Source organism: Nocardiopsis eucommiae (assembly GCF_965344335.1).
In the GTDB taxonomy this organism is placed as follows: domain Bacteria; phylum Actinomycetota; class Actinomycetes; order Streptosporangiales; family Streptosporangiaceae; genus Nocardiopsis; species Nocardiopsis eucommiae.
Window position 1 is genome coordinate 131,197 of record NZ_CBDRIY010000012.1, and the last position, 19,183, is coordinate 150,379.

General features: G+C 71.3%; 19 protein-coding genes. 9 read left to right on the top strand and 10 right to left on the bottom strand.

Features of this window, described 5'->3' with window-relative positions; all coding sequences use genetic code 11:
• Nucleotides 1-154: 154 nt before the first annotated feature.
• The 3 genes from ACRWK8_RS10100 to ACRWK8_RS10110 form a co-directional block, all read right to left on the bottom strand.
• On the bottom strand, nucleotides 155-721 hold the full coding sequence (locus tag ACRWK8_RS10100) for a type I-E CRISPR-associated protein Cas6/Cse3/CasE (RefSeq protein WP_431869780.1): 567 nt from the start codon (nucleotides 719-721) through the stop codon (nucleotides 155-157).
• A 125-nt stretch (nucleotides 722-846) separates the two neighbouring features.
• Nucleotides 847-1,791, bottom strand: coding sequence for a GNAT family N-acetyltransferase (locus ACRWK8_RS10105; protein ID WP_431869782.1), 945 nt, complete (start codon nucleotides 1,789-1,791; stop codon nucleotides 847-849).
• Between the two features lie 192 nt (nucleotides 1,792-1,983).
• Nucleotides 1,984-2,979, bottom strand: a complete 996-nt coding sequence (locus tag ACRWK8_RS10110; RefSeq protein WP_378743047.1) for an ABC transporter substrate-binding protein — start codon at nucleotides 2,977-2,979, stop codon at nucleotides 1,984-1,986.
• Nucleotides 2,980-3,340: 361 nt separating this feature from the next.
• Here ACRWK8_RS10110 and ACRWK8_RS10115 point away from each other — a divergent pair, with 361 nt between their 5' ends.
• Together ACRWK8_RS10115 and ACRWK8_RS10120 are read left to right on the top strand one after the other, a co-directional pair.
• Complete coding sequence (locus ACRWK8_RS10115; protein ID WP_431869784.1) at nucleotides 3,341-4,279, top strand: TauD/TfdA dioxygenase family protein; 939 nt, start codon at nucleotides 3,341-3,343, stop codon at nucleotides 4,277-4,279.
• A 129-nt stretch (nucleotides 4,280-4,408) separates the two neighbouring features.
• Nucleotides 4,409-4,801, top strand: coding sequence for a RidA family protein (locus ACRWK8_RS10120; RefSeq protein WP_431869786.1), 393 nt, complete (start codon nucleotides 4,409-4,411; stop codon nucleotides 4,799-4,801).
• A gap of 142 nt (nucleotides 4,802-4,943) precedes the next feature.
• On the opposite strand, the gene ACRWK8_RS10125 is transcribed toward ACRWK8_RS10120, so the two are convergent.
• From ACRWK8_RS10125 to ACRWK8_RS10135, 3 genes are all read right to left on the bottom strand, one after another.
• Nucleotides 4,944-6,479 carry a sodium:solute symporter gene (locus ACRWK8_RS10125; RefSeq protein ID WP_378743053.1) on the bottom strand — a complete coding sequence of 512 codons (1,536 nt, stop codon included), beginning with the start codon at nucleotides 6,477-6,479 and terminating at the stop codon, nucleotides 4,944-4,946.
• A gap of 43 nt (nucleotides 6,480-6,522) precedes the next feature.
• Nucleotides 6,523-7,725 (bottom strand): anhydro-N-acetylmuramic acid kinase, encoded by a 1,203-nt coding sequence (locus ACRWK8_RS10130; protein ID WP_431869788.1) that lies wholly within the window; start codon nucleotides 7,723-7,725, stop codon nucleotides 6,523-6,525.
• Nucleotides 7,726-7,840: 115 nt separating this feature from the next.
• Nucleotides 7,841-8,011, bottom strand: a complete 171-nt coding sequence (locus ACRWK8_RS10135) for a hypothetical protein (RefSeq protein ID WP_017547008.1) — start codon at nucleotides 8,009-8,011, stop codon at nucleotides 7,841-7,843.
• A gap of 144 nt (nucleotides 8,012-8,155) precedes the next feature.
• Between ACRWK8_RS10135 and argG the strand changes: the two genes are divergently transcribed.
• The 3 genes from argG to katG all read left to right on the top strand — a co-directional run bounded on the left by argG (nucleotide 8,156) and on the right by katG (nucleotide 12,436).
• The gene (argG, locus tag ACRWK8_RS10140) at nucleotides 8,156-9,604 is read left to right on the top strand and encodes an argininosuccinate synthase (protein WP_017547007.1); all 1,449 of its coding nucleotides are present in this window, start codon (nucleotides 8,156-8,158) and stop codon (nucleotides 9,602-9,604) included.
• A 143-nt stretch (nucleotides 9,605-9,747) separates the two neighbouring features.
• Nucleotides 9,748-10,179 carry a Fur family transcriptional regulator gene (locus tag ACRWK8_RS10145; RefSeq protein WP_026129685.1) on the top strand — a complete coding sequence of 144 codons (432 nt, stop codon included), beginning with the start codon at nucleotides 9,748-9,750 and terminating at the stop codon, nucleotides 10,177-10,179.
• Nucleotides 10,180-10,213: 34 nt separating this feature from the next.
• The gene (gene katG / locus ACRWK8_RS10150; RefSeq protein WP_017547005.1) at nucleotides 10,214-12,436 is read left to right on the top strand and encodes a catalase/peroxidase HPI; all 2,223 of its coding nucleotides are present in this window, start codon (nucleotides 10,214-10,216) and stop codon (nucleotides 12,434-12,436) included.
• A gap of 94 nt (nucleotides 12,437-12,530) precedes the next feature.
• On the opposite strand, the gene ACRWK8_RS10155 is transcribed toward katG, so the two are convergent.
• From ACRWK8_RS10155 to ACRWK8_RS10165, 3 genes are read right to left on the bottom strand one after another with little or no spacing between them, the layout of a single operon-like run.
• Nucleotides 12,531-13,220: a haloacid dehalogenase-like hydrolase gene (locus tag ACRWK8_RS10155; protein WP_017547004.1), complete on the bottom strand. Its 690-nt coding sequence runs from the start codon at nucleotides 13,218-13,220 to the stop codon at nucleotides 12,531-12,533.
• Nucleotides 13,221-13,229: 9 nt separating this feature from the next.
• A complete protein-coding gene (locus ACRWK8_RS10160) occupies nucleotides 13,230-13,832 on the bottom strand; it encodes a response regulator transcription factor (RefSeq protein ID WP_431869792.1) in 603 nt (200 codons plus the stop codon).
• Nucleotides 13,829-14,950 (bottom strand): sensor histidine kinase, encoded by a 1,122-nt coding sequence (locus ACRWK8_RS10165; RefSeq protein WP_378743063.1) that lies wholly within the window; start codon nucleotides 14,948-14,950, stop codon nucleotides 13,829-13,831. Before ACRWK8_RS10165 ends, ACRWK8_RS10160 begins: the two co-directional genes overlap by 4 nt.
• A 162-nt stretch (nucleotides 14,951-15,112) precedes the next feature.
• On the opposite strand from ACRWK8_RS10165, the gene ACRWK8_RS10170 reads away from it, so the two are divergent.
• The 3 genes from ACRWK8_RS10170 (at nucleotide 15,113) to ACRWK8_RS10180 (ending at nucleotide 17,582) form a co-directional block, all read left to right on the top strand.
• Nucleotides 15,113-16,006 carry an ABC transporter ATP-binding protein gene (locus tag ACRWK8_RS10170; protein ID WP_017547001.1) on the top strand — a complete coding sequence of 298 codons (894 nt, stop codon included), beginning with the start codon at nucleotides 15,113-15,115 and terminating at the stop codon, nucleotides 16,004-16,006.
• 43 nt (nucleotides 16,007-16,049) lie between these two features.
• Nucleotides 16,050-16,769, top strand: a complete 720-nt coding sequence (locus ACRWK8_RS10175; RefSeq protein ID WP_431869795.1) for an ABC transporter permease — start codon at nucleotides 16,050-16,052, stop codon at nucleotides 16,767-16,769.
• Between the two features lie 99 nt (nucleotides 16,770-16,868).
• On the top strand, nucleotides 16,869-17,582 hold the full coding sequence (locus ACRWK8_RS10180) for a CPBP family intramembrane glutamic endopeptidase (RefSeq protein WP_378743067.1): 714 nt from the start codon (nucleotides 16,869-16,871) through the stop codon (nucleotides 17,580-17,582).
• 31 nt (nucleotides 17,583-17,613) lie between these two features.
• Here the strand turns inward: ACRWK8_RS10180 and ACRWK8_RS10185 are convergent, their stop codons facing one another.
• Nucleotides 17,614-18,507: an SDR family NAD(P)-dependent oxidoreductase gene (locus ACRWK8_RS10185; RefSeq protein WP_431869797.1), complete on the bottom strand. Its 894-nt coding sequence runs from the start codon at nucleotides 18,505-18,507 to the stop codon at nucleotides 17,614-17,616.
• Between the two features lie 72 nt (nucleotides 18,508-18,579).
• Between ACRWK8_RS10185 and ACRWK8_RS10190 the strand changes: the two genes are divergently transcribed.
• Complete coding sequence (locus ACRWK8_RS10190) at nucleotides 18,580-18,978, top strand: winged helix-turn-helix transcriptional regulator (RefSeq protein WP_378743071.1); 399 nt, start codon at nucleotides 18,580-18,582, stop codon at nucleotides 18,976-18,978.
• The last annotated feature ends 205 nt before the right edge of the window (nucleotides 18,979-19,183 follow it).

The following is a 19,183-nucleotide window of genomic DNA, read 5'->3' on the forward strand; positions in this document are numbered from 1 at the left end:
GTGTGCGACGGTCAGCTCGGGCTTAGGAGAAAACCTTCATGATTTGCCCGCCGAATGCAACACTCCTACGCGAGGTTGCGACAGATGGGTGAAATGAGAGCTTTTTCGTGGAAATCCCGACTTGGAGGGTTTTAGGCCCCGTCGGCCCCTGCGGCTAGGGAGTGTCCAGCGGTGAGGTGAGGAGGAGCCCCGCGCCGGTGGCGGTACCCCCGCCGACGCCGTTCAACGCCAGGTCCTGGAGAGCCTCGCTGTCCCGGACCACGGCCTCCCCGGTGAAGTGGTGGCGCGCGGGTCGGCCACCGAGGCGCTTCCACTGCGCGGACGTCACCTGGAGGGCCTCACCCAGCTTGAGGTCCAGCCACGCCTCGAACTCCTCCTCCGGCAGCGCGACCTTCTTCGTGCGCGGCTTCCCGCCCTCCTCGGCGGGGGCCACCTCGCGCTGCGCCGTCGGAGCGGTGACCAGTTCCCAACGCACGGTCTCCCCCTCCACGTGCCGGGTCATCGGCTGGATCGAGGCCGAGACCGCGCCGGGGACCTTGCCCCAGGCGGGTGCGGTGTCGGAGCTGACCACCAGCATGGTGGGGGACTGGCGCACCCAGAGAACGCGCGCGTCGGTGTCGGGCGAGGGGTCCAGTGCCCTGCGCACGGCCTTGCCCATCACCGCCCACTGGTCCATTCCGGCGCTGCGCTGGGGGTTGAGACTGATGCGGGACAGGTACAAGGAGATCCGATCCGGGTCGTGCCGTGGCGGCGGTGTGCGGGCGCGGGACCGCGCCGAGGATCTCAGCCTACGAGGGGCGGGCGCCTGGTCAGCCCAGGGACGGACCGGGCACCCACCCCCCGGGGTCACGTCCAGGTCATGTGGAGGGCGTGCTCGAAGTCCGTGTACCCGGCCCGCCGGAACGCGTCGGCCATCGGCGCGTTGCCCACGTCGGTCGCGGCCCTGATCCGGGGAACACCCTGGTCGGCCAGGACACGGGTGCCCTCGGCCAGGAGGTCGTCGACGTAACCGTGGCCCCGGTGCTCCGGCAGGACCGCCAGGTAGCCGATCACCGGGTTGTAGTGGTTGCGGCCGGGCGTGACGAACCCGACCGGCGCGCCGTCCGACAGGGTAGCGATCCGCCACCAGTCCGGGGGACTGACGTACCGTCCCAACTCCCGCGCGAAGTGGTGCTCGGCCTCCTCACGCGGTGTGCGGCGGGACAGGTTCTCCCGGCTGTGCGCGTCCAGGGTGCCCTCCAGGACCCGGGCCATCAGACCCAGCAGCTCCTGGGTGTCCCGGGGACGGCGGAAGGACAGGCCTGCGCTCGGCGGTGCGATCGGGGTTCCGGGGAGCCACTCCAGGCGCAGGCGCTCCACGAAGAGGCGGGAGCCGAGCCGTTCCAGGGCGGCCAACCGCTCCCGGACCGGGCGGGCGGTCTCCGGACGTGCGGCCCAGGCGGCGGGCACGTAGTGGACGTGGTCCGGCGGGACCGCCCCCGGCGGCAGCACCCTGGGGAGGGCGGCGCGCAACAGCCGTTCCAGGGTGTCCACACGGTCGTCGGAGGCCTCGTCCACGTCGAGGACGTCCAACAGGAAGGGGACGTCGTTTTCCGAGGACGCCCACCAGGCGGCCCGGGCGACCAGGCGGTCGCCGCGCAGCGCGACCCACATCCACTCCGGGCGGCGCCGACCGGAGTCGAGGTCGTCGGCGAGCTCGTGGTTGAGGGTGTAGGGGAGTCGGTTGAAGAGGTCCAGCTCCGCGCGCCCCGTGATCGGGCGCAGGGTGAGGCCGTGGTGTTCGGTGGTCAAAGCACACTCCGGTGGGAGGGCGCCCGAGGGGTCAGCGGTGCTCCGCCGGTCGGTGGGACTCGGGCGCGGTGGGGGTGACGGGAACATGCATCGCGTTATCCCTCCCTTTCCGTGAACGTGTTCCGGCACGGTGCCGGGCCCCCTTCCTATCGGACCCGGCGCCGTACCGCACGTGAGATTCGACCGGTCGCCCTAGGAGAGGGCCTCCCCGATGCGCGGGGCCAGGTGCTCCAGCGCGTAGGGGACGGACAGCACCGAGTTGTAGGTGACCGCGCCGCGCTCGTGCAGGGAGGTGGTGACGACGGCGTCCTCGCGCACCACGTCCAGGGACTCGAACACGCTGGCCCCCTCGGTGATGTCGAAGTCCTCGTCGTCGCTCATCACCAGCAGGAGGTCGCCGTCGAGCAGGTCCACCCGCTCGGTGGACAGTTCCACGAAGAAGTCGTCCCCGGTGTCCCGCTCGCTGATCGACTCGGGGATGGTGAAGCCCAGCGACATGAGGAACCGGCCGCGGGCGTCGCCGGGCAGGTAGGCGCCGTACCTGCCGTCGTAGGGCAGGACGGCGGTCCCGTCGAGGCCCTCGAACTCGGGGTGGTCGGCGCGCGCCTGCTCGAAGAGCTCGTCGGTGGCCGCGTTGAGGGCGGCGCCCTCCTCGGGGCGTCCGAGCGCGGTGGCGATGATCTCCGTGGCCTCGTCGCGGGGCACGGTGTACGCGGCGACACCCTCGGGGCGGGCGATCACGGGCGCGATCTGGGAGAGGGTCTCGTAGGTGCTCGCGTCGAACCCGGCGGAGACACCGATGATGAGGTCGGGTTCGAGGCTGGCGACCTGCTCGAAGTTGGGCTCGGAGTCGGAGTCGATCCGGGTCAGTTCCGCGTCGCCGACCAGCTCGTCGGTCCACGGGCCGAGACCGGACTCGTAGAACGTGTAGCCGGTGTTGCCGACCGGCACGAGGTCCAGGGCCAGGACGGCGTCGGCGTCGGTGACACCGAGGGTGACCACGCGGGTGGGCTCCTCCTCGACGGTGGTGCTGCCGAACTCGTGCTCGATGGTCACCGGGAAGGCGCCCTCCCCGCTCCGGGACGCGGCGTCGTTCCCGGGAGAGTCGTCGGAGGTCCCGCACGCGGTGAGGGGCAGGAGGAGGACCAGGGCGCACGCGAGCGTGCGTGGGATGGGACCGGGGGACATGAGACTCCGTTCGGCTTAGGTGAGGCTCGCCTACCTTATCCCTGCTGGTCACCCTCGTACCGGTTCGGGGTGGTTGACAGGGCGACTCCGGTGCCTCACCCTCGCTCCTATGGGAACCCCCTTGCCGAGTCGCCCGACCGCCCGCCGGTCCGCGCGGGCCCGTCGCGGAACGCCGGGTCTGATCCAGCGCCGTGGCCGCCTGGGTTCCCCTCCGCACTGCTGACCCTCCGGGCCCCTCGGGGCCCGTGACGCCGGTGCGTCGATCCCTCCTTCCGTGGGTAGGTGCCGAACAGCCGTGATCACCCACAGTGACCTTGCGCGATCCGCTTTGCCGTTATTTCCGACCAGAAAGGCAGGAAAAATGACTCCGACCGCCGCTCCCGAGGCCGTCCGGACCCTCCGGGAGAGCTCCGCCGTGGACACCGCCCTGGTCGAGGGGCCGCGCACGCTGCGCCGCCTTCCCGAGGGCGCCGTCTCCCGCCCCTACGAACGCTTCGAGGTCCGACCCCTGGGGGCGCTCATCGGCGCGGAGATCCACGGGATCGACCTCCGCGACGAGATCGACGAGGAGCTGCGCGCCGAGCTCAACCGCGCGCTCCTGGAGTTCAAGGTGATCTTCTTCCGCGACCAGCCCATCGACTCCGTCCGCCAGCAGGAGATCGCCCGCCTGTGGGGCGACCTGGAGACGAACCCGTTCATCGAGCGGGGCGACGACGCGCACGTCGCCCGGTTCGCCAAGGACGAGGCCCCGCCCAGCTACGAGAACGTCTGGCACACCGACGTCACCTGGCGCGAGGCGCCCGCCCTCGGCGCCATCCTGCGCCTGGTGGAGGTCCCGCCGGTGGGCGGCGACACCATGTGGGCGGACATGGCCGCCGCCTACGACAACCTGCCCGACGACGTGAAGAAGCGCATCGAGGGGCGCACCGCCGTGCACGACGTGATCCCCGGGTTCGTCCGGTTCCTGGATGAGGAGCGCCTGCTGGAGTGGCAGGACCGCTTCCCGCCGGTCGAGCACCCCGTGGTGCGGGTCCACCCCGAGACCGGCCGCCGCACCCTGTTCGTGAACGTCTCCTTCACCACCCGCATCGTCGGGATGGAGAAGGGGGAGAGCGACGCCCTGCTGCGCTACCTCTTCCAGCAGGCGCACACCCCCGAGTACCAGGTGCGCTTCCGGTGGGAGCGGAACTCGGTCGCGTTCTGGGACAACCGCGCCACCCAGCACTACGCGGTGAACGACTACCACCCGCACCCGCGCGTGGCCGAGCGCGTCGCGATCGTCGGCGACCGCCCCTTCTGATCCAGCACTGCCGCCTGACCCCGCGCGGGCCCCGGTCCTTCCGGGGCCCGCACCGGAGTGACGGTTGACCTCGACTCTGGTTGAGGTCCTAGCGTGGAACCGTCGGCATCCTCCACGGAAGGGCCCACCATGCGACGCACGGCGATCAATCCCTGGACCTACCCGGAGGGCATGGACCAGGGGATCCTTGTCGAGGGACACCAGCGGCTGCTCTTCGTCAGCGGGCAGTGCTCCGTCTCCGCCACGGGGGAGTCACTGCACCCGGGGGACATGGCCGCCCAGACGGCGGCGGCCCTCGACAACGTCGAGACGGTGCTGCGCGCGGCGGGCATGGGCCTGGCCGACATCGTGCGGATGAACACCCACGTCACCGACGTCGACACCTTCTTCGCCGAGGCCGGGGAGATGATGGCCGAGCGCCTGGGCGCCTACGACATCCGTCCTCCCGGGGTTTGCGCCGAGGTCACCCGCCTGGGCCGTCCCGAACTCCTCGTGGAGCTGGAGGCCTTCGCCGCGAACTGACCGGCAGGCTCGCGGGTGTGAAGAGGAACCGCGCGGCCGGGCGATCGCCGAGTTCGTCTCCCGACGCCCCCGTGGCGGCGGAACCGAGTTCGAGTCGCCGTCGGGACGGCCGCCCCCAGCGGCGGCCCCGACGCCCGCGAACTCAGGCCGCGGGGCTCGGTCCGTCCTCACGGGCGACCGGAGCGGCCGACTCCCCGGGGGCGTCGGGCGCGTCGGCGTCCGCCGAGGGCGCGTCGTCCGGGTGCCGGCGCGACAGCAGGTAGCCGAGTCCCAGCACGATGCCCGTGCCGATCGCCGTGTACCAGGTGAACCCGATCAGCCCCGGCTGGAAGAGGAACAGCCAGGACATGGTCGCAACCGCCGCGCCGAAGGCCAGGATCGCGTCGGTCTGCCGTGCCCGGCGCACCCACAGCCCCAGGAAGAACGCGCCGAGCAGGCCGCCGTAGGTCAGGCTCGCCACGGACAACCCCAGTTCGACCACCGGGTTGTCGGTGCCGGTGAAGAACGCCGCCACCACGACGAACACCAGCCCCCAACCGAGCGTGAACAGTCGGCTCAGCCGCAGGGCCCGGGCGTCGGGCAGGCTCCGGCGGGAGAACTGCTGGTAGAGGTCGGCCATGGTCGAGGAGGAGAGCGCCGACAGCGACGAGGACAGGGTGCTCATCGCGGCCGCCATGATCCCGGCCAGCAGCAGCCCCGCCACCCCCGGGGGCAGGCCCTCGACGATGAACACGGGGAAGAGCTCGTCGGAGGTGCCGAGTCCGAGCTGGGCCACCGTGGCCGCCTCGAAGTACGAGTACAGGGCCAGGCCCACGGTCAGGAACAGCGCGAACTGGAGGAACACCACCACGCCGCTGACGATCACCGCCTTCTGGGCGTCCCGCAGGCTCCGACATCCCAGCAGGCGCTGCACGACGATCTGGTCGGCCCCGTGCGAGGCCGTGGACAGCAGGGCGCCGCCCACCAGGGCCGTGACCGTGGCGTAGGGAGCGGAGACCGGGTTCGAGGTGAGGTCCAGGAACTGGGTCTTCCCGGCGTCGGCCGCCACCGCCAGGAAGTTCACGTCCAGGCTGGAGGCGATCACGACCAACGAGACCACGCCGCCCACCACGTACACGCCCATCTGGAGCACGTCCACCCAGACCACGGCCCTGATCCCGCCCACCAGGGTGTAGAGGATCGTGACCACGCCGAGGACCGCCACGATCACGAAGTACGAGGCGTCCAGCCCGAGGGAGTCCAGGATGATCTTCATGGGGATGGCCGCCGCGAACAGCCGGACCCCGTCGGCGAGCAGACGGGTGAACAGGAACGTGACCGCGGCGGTGCTCTGCATGCCCCGCCCGAACCGGAGCCCCAGGTAGGCGTAGGCGGTGGTCATCTCGCCCCGGTAGTAGCGGGGGAGCAGCAGGAACGCCACGACCACGCGCCCGATCAGGTAGCCCACCGCCACCTGGAGGAACGTGACGTTGCCGAGGTAGGCCACCCCGGGGACGCTGATCACGGTCAGGGCGCTCGTCTCGGTCGCCACCACCGACAGGCACACCGCCCACCAGGGCAGCTGTCGGCTGCCGATGAAGTAGTCCCGGACGTCGCGCTGGCGCCCGGACAGGCGCAGCCCCAGCCAGGCCGAGGCCAGCAGGTACACCGCGATGACGACGAGGTCGATGGTCTGCACTGCGTCCTCCTGGGGGTTCCTGGGGGCTTCGGGCGCGCGGGGCTCAGCCGCCCGGTGCCTCCACGTGGAGGCGACGCGGGGCGGCGACGGCGGGCTCGGGCAGGCGCACCGGTCGGCCGCCCGGGGTGATCCGCCCGGCCACCGGGGCCCGGCGGGCACCCGTGCAGTCCGGGACCGACCCGGCCAGCCCGTGCCAGCTCAGGAACCCGATCAGCGCGAACAGGTACGCCTCCTTGGCGTCTCCGTCGAGGCCGACCCGTTCCGTGGTGTCCAGCCGCGCGGGGGACAGGCGCGCGGCCAGCCGTTCCATGAGTACCGGGTTGCGGGTGCCGCCGCCGGAGGCGAGCACCTCCGTGACCCCGAAGGGTTCCAGGGCTTCCGCGACGGTGACGGCGGTGAGCTCCACGAGCGTCGCGAGCAGGTCGCCGTCGGTGAGCTGGGCCCCGTCCGAGGGACGCCCGACGTACCCGAGCGCCTCCTCCAGGTAGTCGGGCCCGAACAGTTCCACCCCGGTCGTCTTGGGCGCGGGCAACCGGTAGTAGGGCTCGGCCAGCAGGTGTTCCAGCAGGCCGGGGTCGGGGCGCCCGGTCCGGGCCAGTGCGCCGTCGACGTCGAGGTCGGCCCGCCCGTCCGTGACCAGGCGCACGGCTGAGTCGATCAGCGCGTTGGCGGGCCCGGTGTCGAAGGCGCGGGGCGGCAGCCCGTCGCGCACCACGGTCACGTTGGCGATGCCGCCGAGGTTGAGCGCCGCGGTGGGCTCGTCGCGGCCCCCGAGCAGCAACAGGTCCAGGGTGCTCGCCAGCGGGGCGCCCTGGCCTCCGGCGGCCACGTCGGCCACGCGCAGGTCCGACACCACGGGCAGCCCGGTGGCCTCCGCGATCCATGCGGGCTGGCCGAGTTGGAGGGTGCCGAGCACGGTGGTGCCCTCGGTCCAGTGGAAGAGGGTCTGACCGTGCGAGGCGACCAGGTCGGCCCGGCCGTCCGCGAACTCCTCGATCCCCCTCCGTGCCGCCGCCGCGAACTCCTGGCCGATCCGGGTGTCCAGCTGGCAGACGGTCTCCATCGTGGTGGCGGCGGGCGGCAGGGCGCCACGGATCGCCTCGCGCAGGGAGTCGGAGTAGGGGGTGGTGCCGAACCCCAGGGGGGCCAGCCGGAGCAGGGAACCGTCCTCCTCCAGTTCGAGGCGGGCGGCGGCGACGTCGATCCCGTCCGCCGAGGTCCCGGAGGACACACCGATGACGATCATGCGGCTCCTGAGGCAGGGGTGCAGGGGGCGGGCGGGAGCCCGTCCGAGGAAGGTACCCCGCGCGCCCCGTCCCGTCACCCGGGCGGGGGCCTCCGTCCGGGCCGGCCCCGGCGGCTCAGCGGCGTCTGCGGGGTGAGCTGCTCCCGAATCCGGCCAGGTGCAGGGCGAGGAAGAGCAGTCCGGTCAGGGCGAGGGTGGTCGTCGTCACGATCCCCTCGATGTTCAGACCGAGGATCTCGAAGAGGACGGCGATGCCGAACAGCACTGCGGCGACGGTGGCGAACACTGTGCCTCCAGGGGGCGTGCGGGCACTGGCTTGGTGGGGGTGTACCCCTGATCCGTCGCGTGAACCGCCGAGAACCCGCCCTGGCCACGGGCGTGGTCAGAGCACCAGTTTGCATGTTCATACATTTAGGCGCATACTTTTTGCATGTCCAAGGTGCTCACTTCCCTGCCTGTCGGTGAACGTGTCGGAATCGCCTTCTCCGGAGGCCTCGACACGTCCGTAGCGGTCGCGTGGATGCGCGAGAAGGGCGCGGTCCCCTGCGCCTACACCGCCGACATCGGCCAGTACGACGAACCCGACATCGCCTCGGTGCCGGCTCGTGCCACTGACTACGGCGCGGAGATCGGGCGCCTGGTCGACTGTCGCGAGGCCCTCGTGGAGGAGGGGCTCGCCGCCCTCGCCTGCGGGGCGTTCCACATCCGCTCCGCCGGTCGGGTCTACTTCAACACCACTCCGATCGGCCGCGCCGTCACCGGCACCCTGCTGGTCCGCGCCATGCTGGAGGACGGCGTCCAGATCTGGGGCGACGGCTCCACCTACAAGGGCAACGACATCGAGCGGTTCTACCGCTACGGTCTGCTCGCCAACCCCTCCCTGCGGATCTACAAGCCGTGGCTCGACGCCGACTTCGTCACCGAGCTCGGCGGCCGCAAGGAGATGTCCGAGTGGCTGCAGGAGCGGGACCTGCCCTACCGCGACAGCACCGAGAAGGCCTACTCCACCGACGCCAACATCTGGGGCGCCACCCACGAGGCCAAGGCGCTCGAACACCTCGACACCGGCATCGAGATCGTCGACCCCATCATGGGCGTCCGCTTCTGGGACCCCGAGGTCGAGATCGCCGCCGAGGACGTGACGATCGGCTTCGAGAAGGGCCGCCCGGTCACCATCAACGGCCGGACCTTCGCCAACTCCGTCGAGCTGGTCCTGGAGGCCAACTCCATCGGCGGCCGCCACGGCATGGGCATGTCCGACCAGATCGAGAACCGGGTGATCGAGGCCAAGAGCCGGGGCATCTACGAGGCCCCCGGCATGGCGCTGCTGTTCGCCGCCTACGAGCGCCTGGTCAACGCCATCCACAACGAGGACACCCTCGCCACCTACCACAACGAGGGCCGTCGCCTCGGCCGCCTCATGTACGAGGGCCGCTGGCTGGAGCCCCAGGCGCTCATGCAGCGTGAGGCCCTCCAGCGCTGGGTCGGCACCGCCGTCACCGGCGAGGTGACCCTGCGTCTGCGTCGCGGCGACGACTACTCGATCATGGACACCACCGGAGCGGCGTTCAGCTACCACCCGGACAAGCTGTCCATGGAGCGCACCGAGGACTCCGCGTTCGGGCCCAGCGACCGCATCGGCCAGCTGACCATGCGCAACCTGGACATCGCGGACTCCCGCGCCAAGCTGGAGGAGTACGCGGCCCTCGGCATGGTCGGGGACAGCTCGCACCCGACCTCGATCGGCGCCGCGCAGGCGGCCTCCACCGGCCTGATCGGCGCGATGCCCGAGGGCGGCGCCGAGACCATCGCCTCGCGCGGTCAGGGCTCCGAGGACGACCTGCTCGACTACGCGGCCATGGAGGCCGGTACCGACTAGGACACAGTCGACCGAACACCCGACCCCACAGCGGGTCCAGGCCCCTCTCCGACGGAGAGGGGCCTTTCGTCGTTCCGAGGGGCGCCACAGCGGATCGACTCCATCATTTGACTAATTCCAGAAAAGGCGGCAGACTCCGGACCATGCCAACCTCTCCGGATTTCGAGCACATGCTGCGCGAGTCCGCTCTGAGGGTGACGAGCCCGCGGTTAGCTGTCCTCTCCGTCGTGCACGAGCACCCACACGCGGACACGGAGTCGATCATCGACCACGTGCGTGCGGAACTCGGCGCGGTGTCCGTCCAGGCCGTCTACGACGTGCTCAAGGCACTGACCGGCGCTGGCCTGGTGAGACGTATCCAGCCACAGGGCTCCGTGGCCCGCTACGAGACGAGGGTGGGAGACAACCACCACCACGTCGTGTGCAGGTCCTGCGGCGCCATCGCGGACGTGGACTGTGCGGTCGGCCACGCGCCGTGCCTCACCGCGTCCGCTGACCACGGCTTCTCGATCGACGAGGCCGAGGTCGTCTACTGGGGCCAGTGCGCCGAGTGCTACGGCGCGCGGAGCTCCTGAACCACAAAGTTCACCTCTTCCCGTAAGGAAGTCGATGTCTGAAAACAACGAGGTCGTTGCCCCCACCCCGCAGCAGACCGGAGGCTGCCCCGTCGCGCACGGTGGCGGGCTCACGCACCCCACCCAGGGGGACGGCAACCGCGAGTGGTGGCCCAACCAGCTCAACCTGAGGATCCTCGCCAAGAACACCCCCGTGTCGAACCCGCTCGGTGAGGGCTTCGACTACGCGAAGGCCTTCGAGGCCCTCGACCTGGACGCCGTGAAGGCCGACATCGCGGCCCTCCTCACGGACTCGCAGGACTGGTGGCCCGCCGACTTCGGTCACTACGGCCCGCTCATGATCCGCATGGCCTGGCACAGCGCGGGCACCTACCGCTCCCACGACGGCCGCGGTGGCGGCAGCGCCGGTCAGCAGCGCTTCGCCCCCCTCAACAGCTGGCCCGACAACGGCAACCTGGACAAGGCCCGCCGTCTGCTGTGGCCCGTGAAGAAGAAGTACGGCCAGAACATCTCCTGGGCCGACCTCTTCATCCTCACCGGCAACGTCGCCCTGGAGTCGATGGGCTTCGAGACCTTCGGCTTCGGCGGTGGCCGCGAGGACGTGTGGGAGCCGGAGGCCGACGTCTACTGGGGCCCCGAGACCACCTGGCTCGACGACCAGCGCTACACCGGCGACCGCGACCTGGAGAAGCCGCTGGCCGCCGTCCAGATGGGCCTCATCTACGTCAACCCCGAGGGCCCGAACGGCAACCCGGACCCGCTGGCCGCCGCCCGCGACATCCGTGAGACCTTCGGCCGCATGGGGATGAACGACGAGGAGACCGTCGCCCTCATCGCCGGTGGCCACACCTTCGGCAAGACGCACGGCGCCGCCCCGGACAGCAACCTGGAGGCCGAGCCCGAGCGCGCCGGTCTGGAGATGCAGGGTCTGGGCTGGAAGAACAACCACGGCACCGGCAAGGGCGGCGACGCCATCACGTCGGGCCTGGAGGTCACCTGGACCACCACCCCCGCCCAGTGGAGCGAGGGCTTCTTCAAGAACCTCTTCGAGTTCGAGTACGAGCTCACCAAGAGCCCGGCCGGCGCCCACCAGTGGATCGCCAAGGACGCCGAGGAGATCATCCCCGACGCCCACGTCCCCGGCAAGAAGCACAAGCCGACCATGCTCACCACCGACCTGTCGCTGCGCGTCGACCCGGTCTACGAGCAGATCTCGCGCCGCTTCTACGAGGACCACCAGGCCTTCAAGGACGCCTTCGCCCGCGCCTGGTTCAAGCTGACCCACCGCGACATGGGCCCGAAGGCCCGCTACCTCGGCTCCGAGGTCCCGGCCGAGGACCTCGTCTGGCAGGACCCGCTGCCCGCCCAGGAGGGCGAGGTCATCGGTGACGCCGAGATCGCCGCCCTGAAGGAGAGGATCGCCGAGTCCGGCCTCTCCGTGGCCGAGCTGGTCTCGACCGCGTGGGCCTCCGCCTCGACCTACCGCGACAGCGACAAGCGCGGCGGTGCCAACGGTGCCCGCGTCCGTCTGGAGCCGCAGGTCGACTGGGAGGTCAACAACCCGACCGAGCTGCGCGCCGTGCTCGCCAAGCTCCAGGGCATCGTCGACGAGTTCAACGCCTCCTCCGCGAAGAAGGTCTCCGTCGCCGACGTGATCGTCCTCGCCGGTGGTGTGGGTGTCGAGCAGGCCGCCAAGGCCGCTGGTCAGGACATCACCGTCCCGTTCACCCCGGGCCGCGTGGACGCCTCCGACGAGCACACCGACGCCGACTCCTTCGCCTACCTGGAGCCGGTCGCGGACGGTTTCCGCAACTACTACGGCAAGAGCAACCGCCTCCCCGCCGAGTACCTGCTGCTGGACCGCGCCAACCTGATCGGCCTCAGCGCTCCGGAGACCACCGTCCTGGTGGGCGGCCTGCGCGTGCTGGGCGCCAACTTCGACAACTCGGACCTGGGCGTCTTCACCGACCGGCCGGGCGCGCTGACGAACGACTTCTTCGTCAACCTGCTCGACCTGAACACCAACTGGCACGCGACCGGTGAGACCTCCGAGACCTCGGAGACCTTCGTCGCCAAGGACGCCTCCGGTGCGGTCAAGTGGACCGGCAGCCGCGTGGACCTGGTGTTCGGTTCCAACTCCGAGCTGCGCGCCGTGGCCGAGGTGTACGCCTCCGACGACGCCAAGGAGAAGTTCGTCCAGGACTTCGTCGCCGCGTGGAACAAGGTCATGAACGCCGACCGGTTCGACCTGGTCTAGTTCGACCCCGGGCGCGTCCCGAGGAGTGGCTCCGGGTGCCCGGAGTTCCCGGGGGCGGACCCCTCGGACGCCGCCCGCGTCACCGGCCCGACCCTCACCGGTCGGGCCGGTTTCCTGTGTCCGGCTCCCGCACGGGCCACTCCACGCACTCCACGCGGTCCGGTCCCGGGAGCCGCTCCCGCAGCCGCTCGGCGGCCCCGCCGCCCATGTTGACCAGGTACGCCACCCGCCCGAGGTCCAGCATCGCCGCGTCGGAGGCACTGTCCCCGTAGGCGGCCGCGACCTCCCCCCGTACCCCGGCCTCGGCGGCCATCGCGGGTTTGCGGGCGCCGTGGCAGTGCCGCTCCGCGACCAGACCGCCCCACGCGCGCCGGAGGGTCGAGGCCACCACGCGCACGCGGGGGTCGATCTCCCGGCACAGGGGCACCGCGAGCCGGTCCGCGCATGCGGTCACCACCGCCACGTCGTCGCCCGCTTCGAGGTGCGCGGCCAGCGCGGCGGCGCCGTCCGGTCTCAGCCGCTCCCGCACGTCCAGCTCCCGCACGTGGTCCCGGACGATTCGGTCCAGACGGGCCTCGCCCACACCGACCGTGCCCGCCCACAGCAGGAGTGATCCGGCGTGCACCCGCCAGGACGGGCGCGCGAACGCCACCGCGACCAGCGGTGACAGCGCCACCGCACCCGCCACACGCAACGGCGAGCGTGCGAGGAGGCGCAGGGTGAACCGCGTGAACGAGTCGTGGTCGATCAGGGTGTCGTCGAGGTCGAACAGTGCCCAGGCCATGGCGGGTCCTCAGAGCCAGTCGTGCTCCCGCGCGTACCGGGCCGCCTCGTGCCGGGTCCGCGTCTGCGTCTTGCGCATCGCGTTCGAGAGGTAGTTGCGCACCGTGCCCTCGGCCAGGTGCAGGCGGGCGGCGGTGTCGGCGGCCGAGTACCCGTCCCTGGTGGCGCGCAGCACGTCGATCTCCCGTTCGGTGAGCGGGCAGTCGTCGATCACGGCCAGCGCGGACACGTCCGGGTCCACCCAACGCTTGCCCCCGTGCAGGGTGCCGATCACCGACGTGATGTGCGCGGGATCGGCCGACTTGCTCACGAACCCCTGCACACCGAGCCGGAGCGCCCGGCGCAGCACACCGGGGCGGGCGTGCCGGGTCAGCATCAGGATCACCTGGTCCGGCAGCTCCCGGCGGATGCGGTCCACCGCGCCGAGCCCGTCCACACCCGGCATCTCCAGGTCGATGACGAGCACGTCGGGGCGGTGCTCCAGGGTCGCGGCCACGGCCGCCTCGCCGTCGTGGGCCTCGGCCAGGACGGTGATCTCGCCCTCCAGCGGGAGCAGGGCCGCCAGCGCCTTGCGCAGCAGGGCCTCGTCGTCGGCGAGTACCACGGTGATCATCGGTCGTCCCTCCGCCCGGGGAACGCGGCGGCGGTCAGGAACCGCCCGTCCCCCTGTTCCACTGTCAGTGTTCCACCGTCCCGCTCCACGCGGTCGCGGAGGACGGCCAGCCCCCCGAGCACGGGGGCCGCCTCCCCGCGCGCCCCGTCGTTCACGATGGTGATGCCGGACCCGGTGAGCGTGATCCGCACCTCCTCGGCCTGCGCGTGCCGCAGGATGTTGGTGGTCGTCTCCCGCAGGACCTGGCCGAGCGTCTCCGCCGCCCGCGTGTCCGGTTCACCCTCGCCACGGCGCACGACGCGCACGTCGATCCCGGCCGCCTCGAAGAGGTTCTTGGCGTTCTCCAACTCGGCAGACAGGTTGAGCCGCCGCTGCGCGTGGGCCAGCTCCTTGGTCTCGGTGATGGTCTCGCCCACCAGGGAGTAGACCTCGTCCAGCTCCCGCTCCACCTGGTCGGCGTCGGTGTGCACCAGCTTCCGGGCCAGCGCCACCTTCAGCTTCACCACGTGCAGCGTGTGGCCCTGGATGTCGTGCAGGTCCCCGGCGAAACGGACGCGCTCCCGGGCCACGGCCAGCTCCGCGTCGCGCTCGCGCGCCAGTTCCAGCTCCGAGACCAGCCGGGCCACCAGGTGGTTCAGCGTCGCGAAGACCACCCCCACCACGATGATGCTGGCCGACCCCACGGCGTACTCCAGCAGGGCCTCGCCCAGGTGGGGTTCCAGCAGCACCTTCAGCACGATGACACCGGTCACCAGGGCGAGCAGCCCCAGGGCCGACGGGCGCTGGTACCGGTGCGGCAGGCGCAGGACGAGCACAGTGCCCACGACGGAGACGCCGAACGGCGCCGACGCGCTGTCCAGGAAGAGGACCCCGGCGACCAGGGCGACGATGCTGGCGACCAGGCACGGGAGCAGCACGACGCGGAAGGCCCGGGCCGACCAGCCACGGACGGACAGCAGGGCCGCCAGCAACCCCAGCACCAGCACCAGGACCTGGCCCACGCTCTGGGCGTTGGTCGAGATCAGCAGGGCCCCGACCGCCGAGAGCGACCCGAACACGATGTTCGTGTTGACCGTGCGCAGCTGCCCCTGCGTCACCTCGGTGGGTTCTGACGTCATGCGGACCCTTCCGGGGAACGACTGCGTGGACCGTCCCAGTATTCTTCCGGCCCCGTCGACCCACCAGTGACACCACGTCACCTCCTGGCCCCACGGATGTCACCGCCGGGTCGTGACACGGCCGCACTGCCGGGAATCCGCCCGCACGGCTGGAATGGGGACATGACCTCAACAGCCGCCACACCAGTCATCGACGTCGAGGGCCTGAACGTTCGCTACGGCGACTTCCACGCCGTCCGCGACCTCTCCTTCCAGGTGGGTCGGGGCGAGTTCTACGCCCTGCTCGGCACGAACGGCGCGGGCAAGACGTCCACCCTGGAGACGATCGAGGGTCACCGCGCCGCCACCTCGGGCACCGTGCGGGTGTTCGGACACGACCCGCGCGACCGACGGGCCGTGCGCCCCCGGACCGGGATCATGCTCCAGGAGAGCGGGTTCTCACCCGACCTCACCGTCAGGGAGTCGGTCCGGCTCATCGGCAGCCTCTCCGGGCGCACCGACCGGGCCGAGCGACTGCTGGACGTCGTCGGCCTCACGAAGAAGGCCGGAACGCGGGTCTCCCAGCTCTCCGGAGGTGAGAAGCGCCGCCTGGACTTCGCCACCGCCGTCTACGGCACCCCGGAACTCGTCTTCCTGGACGAGCCCACCACCGGACTGGACATCCAGTCCCGGGACGACCTCTGGGACGCCGTGGACCGACTGCGCGAGGACGGGTCCACCATCATCCTGACCACGCACTACCTGGAGGAGGCGCAGCAGCGCGCCGACCGGATCGGGCTCATGCACCGCGGGGTGTTCCACCGGGAGGGGACAGTCTCCGAGCTCACCCGGACCCTGCCCGCGACGGTCCGGTTCACCCTGGCGGCGTCCGCCCCGGAGCCGCCGCTCCCCGGCGTGCCCCAGGGCGACGGCTCCCTCCTCGTCGAGACCACCAGCCTCCAGAAGGACCTGCACGTCCTCCTGGACTGGGCCCGGGAGCACGCGGTGGAACTGGGCGACCTCCAGGCCGGGCCCACGCGGCTCGACGACGTCTTCCGCTCCATCGGCACCGAGTAACGCGGCCCCGGCCCCGTACACCCTTCACGCAAAGGAACCCACCATGCTCGCCATCGCTCGGAGTGAGCTGATCCAGATCCTCCGGAACCGGCTCGTCCTGGTCACCATGCTCCTGGTGCCCCTCGCCGGCAGCGCCTTCTACATGTACCTGCACGACCGCGCGCCCGACCTGCTGGACCTGGGCGCCGTCGCCTCGGTCCTCATGTTCCTCGTGGTGGTGATGGCCCTTTACACGACCGCCGTGACCACGCTCGCGTCGCGCCGCCAGAACCTCTTCCTCAAGCGGCTGCGCTCGACGGCCGTGGACGACGTCCGCATCCTCACGGGGCTGCTGCTCCCGGTCACCGCCGTCACCGTCGTCCAGGTCTCCGTGGTCCTGACCGTGCTGTCCGTGGTCGCGGACGCGCCCGCCCAACCCCTCCTGCTGGTGTCGGCCGTCCTGACCACCGTGGTCATGATGCTCGGCCTCGCCCTGGCCACGGCGGGGGTCACCAACTCTCCGGAGCACGCCCAGGTCACGACCCTGCCGGTCATGATCGGCGTGCTCGCCGTCTCCGGCTGGGTGGGGTTCACGGGCACCGAGGAGCTCACCCTGGTCAAGCGCCTGCTCCCCGGAGGCTCCGCCGCCGAGCTCGTGGTCAACGCCTGGAACGGCGGCGTGGCCGTCTCCGAGTCCCTGTTCCTCCTGGCGCCCACCCTGGCGTGGGTCGTCGTGGCCGTCACCCTCGCCACCCGCGTCTTCCGTTGGGAACCGCGTCGTTGACTGACCGGAGCGCGTCACGTGGTCGGGGCGGTTCCGACACCGCCCCGACCGACACCGCCCCGCCCGAGCCCACCCCGCACCGAACCCGAGGAGTCCGCCGTGTCCACGGAGCCCACCGTCCGCCCTCGCGGCGCCCCGACCCGTCCGGGCTGGCCCGAGGTGGTGCTCGGTCTGCTCGGTATGGCGATCAGCGTGGCCGTCCTCGTCCTCCTGGGGCCGGTGGGACCCCTGGACCTGGACCCGCTGGTCTTCGGCCTGCTCGTGTCCGCCTGGTCCGGCGTGGGCGGCCTCGCGGGGTTCGGTGTGGCCTACGCGGTGCGGGTCCGCTCCCTCGCCGCCTTCGGCATCCGGCGCACCACCTGGCGCTGGATGCTCCTCGGTGCGGGCTGGGGTGTGGTCGCGCTCGTGGCGAAGGGGCTGGTCATCCTCGCCATCACCGGCCTGACCGGGTACGACAGCAACCCGCAGGGCGTGTACTTCGACACGGCGGCCAGCGGGGCGGTCGGACTCGTCCTCACCCTCCTGTTCCTGGCCGTGCTCACCCCGATCGGTGAGGAGTTCCTGTTCCGCGGGGTCGTCACCAACGCGCTGCTGCGCTACGGCCCCTGGATCGGGGTCCTGGGGAGCTCGGCGATCTTCGCCGTCTTCCACGGCGTCAACCTCATCCTGCCCGCCGCCTTCGTGGTGGGTGTGATCGCCGCCGAGGTCATGCGCCGCAGCGGCTCGGTCTGGCCCGCCGTGGCGGTCCACTCGGTCAACAACCTGGCCCTGCCCCTGCTGGTGCTGTTCACCGGCGCCAGCCTTCCCTCCTGATCCGTCCGTGGTCCGGGTCCGTCCCGCGCCGTCAGCGCTCGTGGTCCGCGTCTCCCGCGGCGATCGCGCGGAGGAGCTCCCGTGTGACCTCCCGAAGGCGCTCGGCGTCCCCGGGATCCAGGGTGGGGAAGTCGAGCGGCAGGGACCGGCCACGGTCGATCGCCGTGAGCGGCGCCCGAGGTGGGTCGTCCACGAACCCGTGGACGGGGGCGACGGACTCCTCCACGGGGCGGGCCGCGACCCGGGCGAGCGCCCGGATCAACAGCCGTGCCGGGGCCGGGAGCGGGCCGAGATCACCGCTCCGGGTGAAGCCCGGATGGTAGAGCACGTAGGGGACCGTCTCACCGGGCCGGGCGGCGTGGGACACCCCGAGGAGGTCGTTGGCGCGCCCCGCCTGGAGCTGTGCCCGCACCGTGCCGTAGCGGTGGTCGAGCCGCAGGTCGTCCCAGTGGATGCGGCCCGCCCTGGCCCCCACACCGGCGACGTTCACGATGACCGGGCGGGCACCGCGCCGCAGCAGGGGTCCGAGCCCTTCTCCCAGCAGGAAGCGGCTGAGGTAGTAGAGGGCGAAGGTGCGCTCCAGCCCGTCCTCGGTGAGCACACGTCGCGGGCTGTGCCGGTTGGCGAACAGCACGAGCGAGTCGACGGCTTCGTGGGTCGCGACGATCCGGGCGATCGCCGACCGCGTGCCGCCGACGCTGGCCAGGTCGACCCGGACGAACTCGATCCCTCCCGCCGCGCCCGACCGGGCCCCCTCCTCCAGGAGGCGCTGCCCCTTCTCCGGGTTGCTGCCGAGCGCCACCACCGAGTCACCGGACCGTGCCCGGGCCAGGGCGAACGCACGCCCCATACCGTCGGTCGCGCCGCTGACGACGATCACGCGCTGACGGCCGGTGCCACCGGGCCTCGGGGCTTTCGTGCTCATGGCTCTCCCGGTTACTTTGGGTGGGCACCTCATCATCGGTGACCCCGCGCCCACTGGGAAGAAGGCAGTCTGATGTCAGGTACGCACACGGATGTGCCCTTCATCGTCGGGACCCCGTTGCCGAACCCGGTCCCGGCGGAGGAGCACGAGCGCTGCCCGGTCACCGCCGTGCTCCGACGGGTCGGCGACAAGTGGACGGTGCTGGTGGTGGTCCTGCTGGGTCAACGCGCGCATCGGTTCAACGAACTCCACCGCGCCATCGAGGACATCAGCCAGCGGATGCTGACCCGCACCCTGCGCGGACTGGTGGAGGACGGCCTGGTGCACCGGGAGGTGTTCCCCACCGTCCCACCGAGCGTGCAGTACAGCCTCACCCCGCTGGGCCGGACGCTGCTGGAACCACTGTCCGCCCTGGCCTCCTGGGCGGTGGAACACGGTGACGAGATCGCCTCCGCCCGCCGTCCCACCTGATGATCCTCGCCCGTGTGTCGGACGCGCCGGACTCCGCCGGATCGCTGTTCCCGTCTCCCCCCGTCCACCGGTTCCGGTCCGCGCAGCCCGTCGGGCCGTCGGTGTTTTGCCCGGGTCACCGCAGGTAACGGGAACAGGGAAGGACGAACGGCCACCCGAAGGACACCCGAACCGACGGGAGATGAGAACGATGCCTGGTGTGGAC

Excerpts from the sequence above, each read along its gene's own strand:
- ACRWK8_RS10165 (WP_378743063.1), bottom strand. The coding sequence starts at position 14,950 with ATGACGTCAGAACCCACCGAGGTGACGCAGGGGCAGCTGCGCACGGTC.
- ACRWK8_RS10175 (WP_431869795.1), top strand. The coding sequence starts at position 16,050 with ATGCTCGCCATCGCTCGGAGTGAGCTGATCCAGATCCTCCGGAACCGG.
- ACRWK8_RS10130 (WP_431869788.1), bottom strand. The coding sequence starts at position 7,725 with ATGATCGTCATCGGTGTGTCCTCCGGGACCTCGGCGGACGGGATCGAC.
- katG (WP_017547005.1), top strand. The coding sequence starts at position 10,214 with ATGTCTGAAAACAACGAGGTCGTTGCCCCCACCCCGCAGCAGACCGGA.
- ACRWK8_RS10160 (WP_431869792.1), bottom strand. The coding sequence starts at position 13,832 with ATGATCACCGTGGTACTCGCCGACGACGAGGCCCTGCTGCGCAAGGCG.
- ACRWK8_RS10120 (WP_431869786.1), top strand. The coding sequence starts at position 4,409 with ATGCGACGCACGGCGATCAATCCCTGGACCTACCCGGAGGGCATGGAC.
- ACRWK8_RS10145 (WP_026129685.1), top strand. The coding sequence starts at position 9,748 with ATGCCAACCTCTCCGGATTTCGAGCACATGCTGCGCGAGTCCGCTCTG.
- ACRWK8_RS10115 (WP_431869784.1), top strand. The coding sequence starts at position 3,341 with ATGACTCCGACCGCCGCTCCCGAGGCCGTCCGGACCCTCCGGGAGAGC.
- ACRWK8_RS10170 (WP_017547001.1), top strand. The coding sequence starts at position 15,113 with ATGACCTCAACAGCCGCCACACCAGTCATCGACGTCGAGGGCCTGAAC.
- ACRWK8_RS10155 (WP_017547004.1), bottom strand. The coding sequence starts at position 13,220 with ATGGCCTGGGCACTGTTCGACCTCGACGACACCCTGATCGACCACGAC.
- ACRWK8_RS10190 (WP_378743071.1), top strand. The coding sequence starts at position 18,580 with ATGTCAGGTACGCACACGGATGTGCCCTTCATCGTCGGGACCCCGTTG.
- ACRWK8_RS10110 (WP_378743047.1), bottom strand. The coding sequence starts at position 2,979 with ATGTCCCCCGGTCCCATCCCACGCACGCTCGCGTGCGCCCTGGTCCTC.
- argG (WP_017547007.1), top strand. The coding sequence starts at position 8,156 with ATGTCCAAGGTGCTCACTTCCCTGCCTGTCGGTGAACGTGTCGGAATC.
- ACRWK8_RS10185 (WP_431869797.1), bottom strand. The coding sequence starts at position 18,507 with ATGAGCACGAAAGCCCCGAGGCCCGGTGGCACCGGCCGTCAGCGCGTG.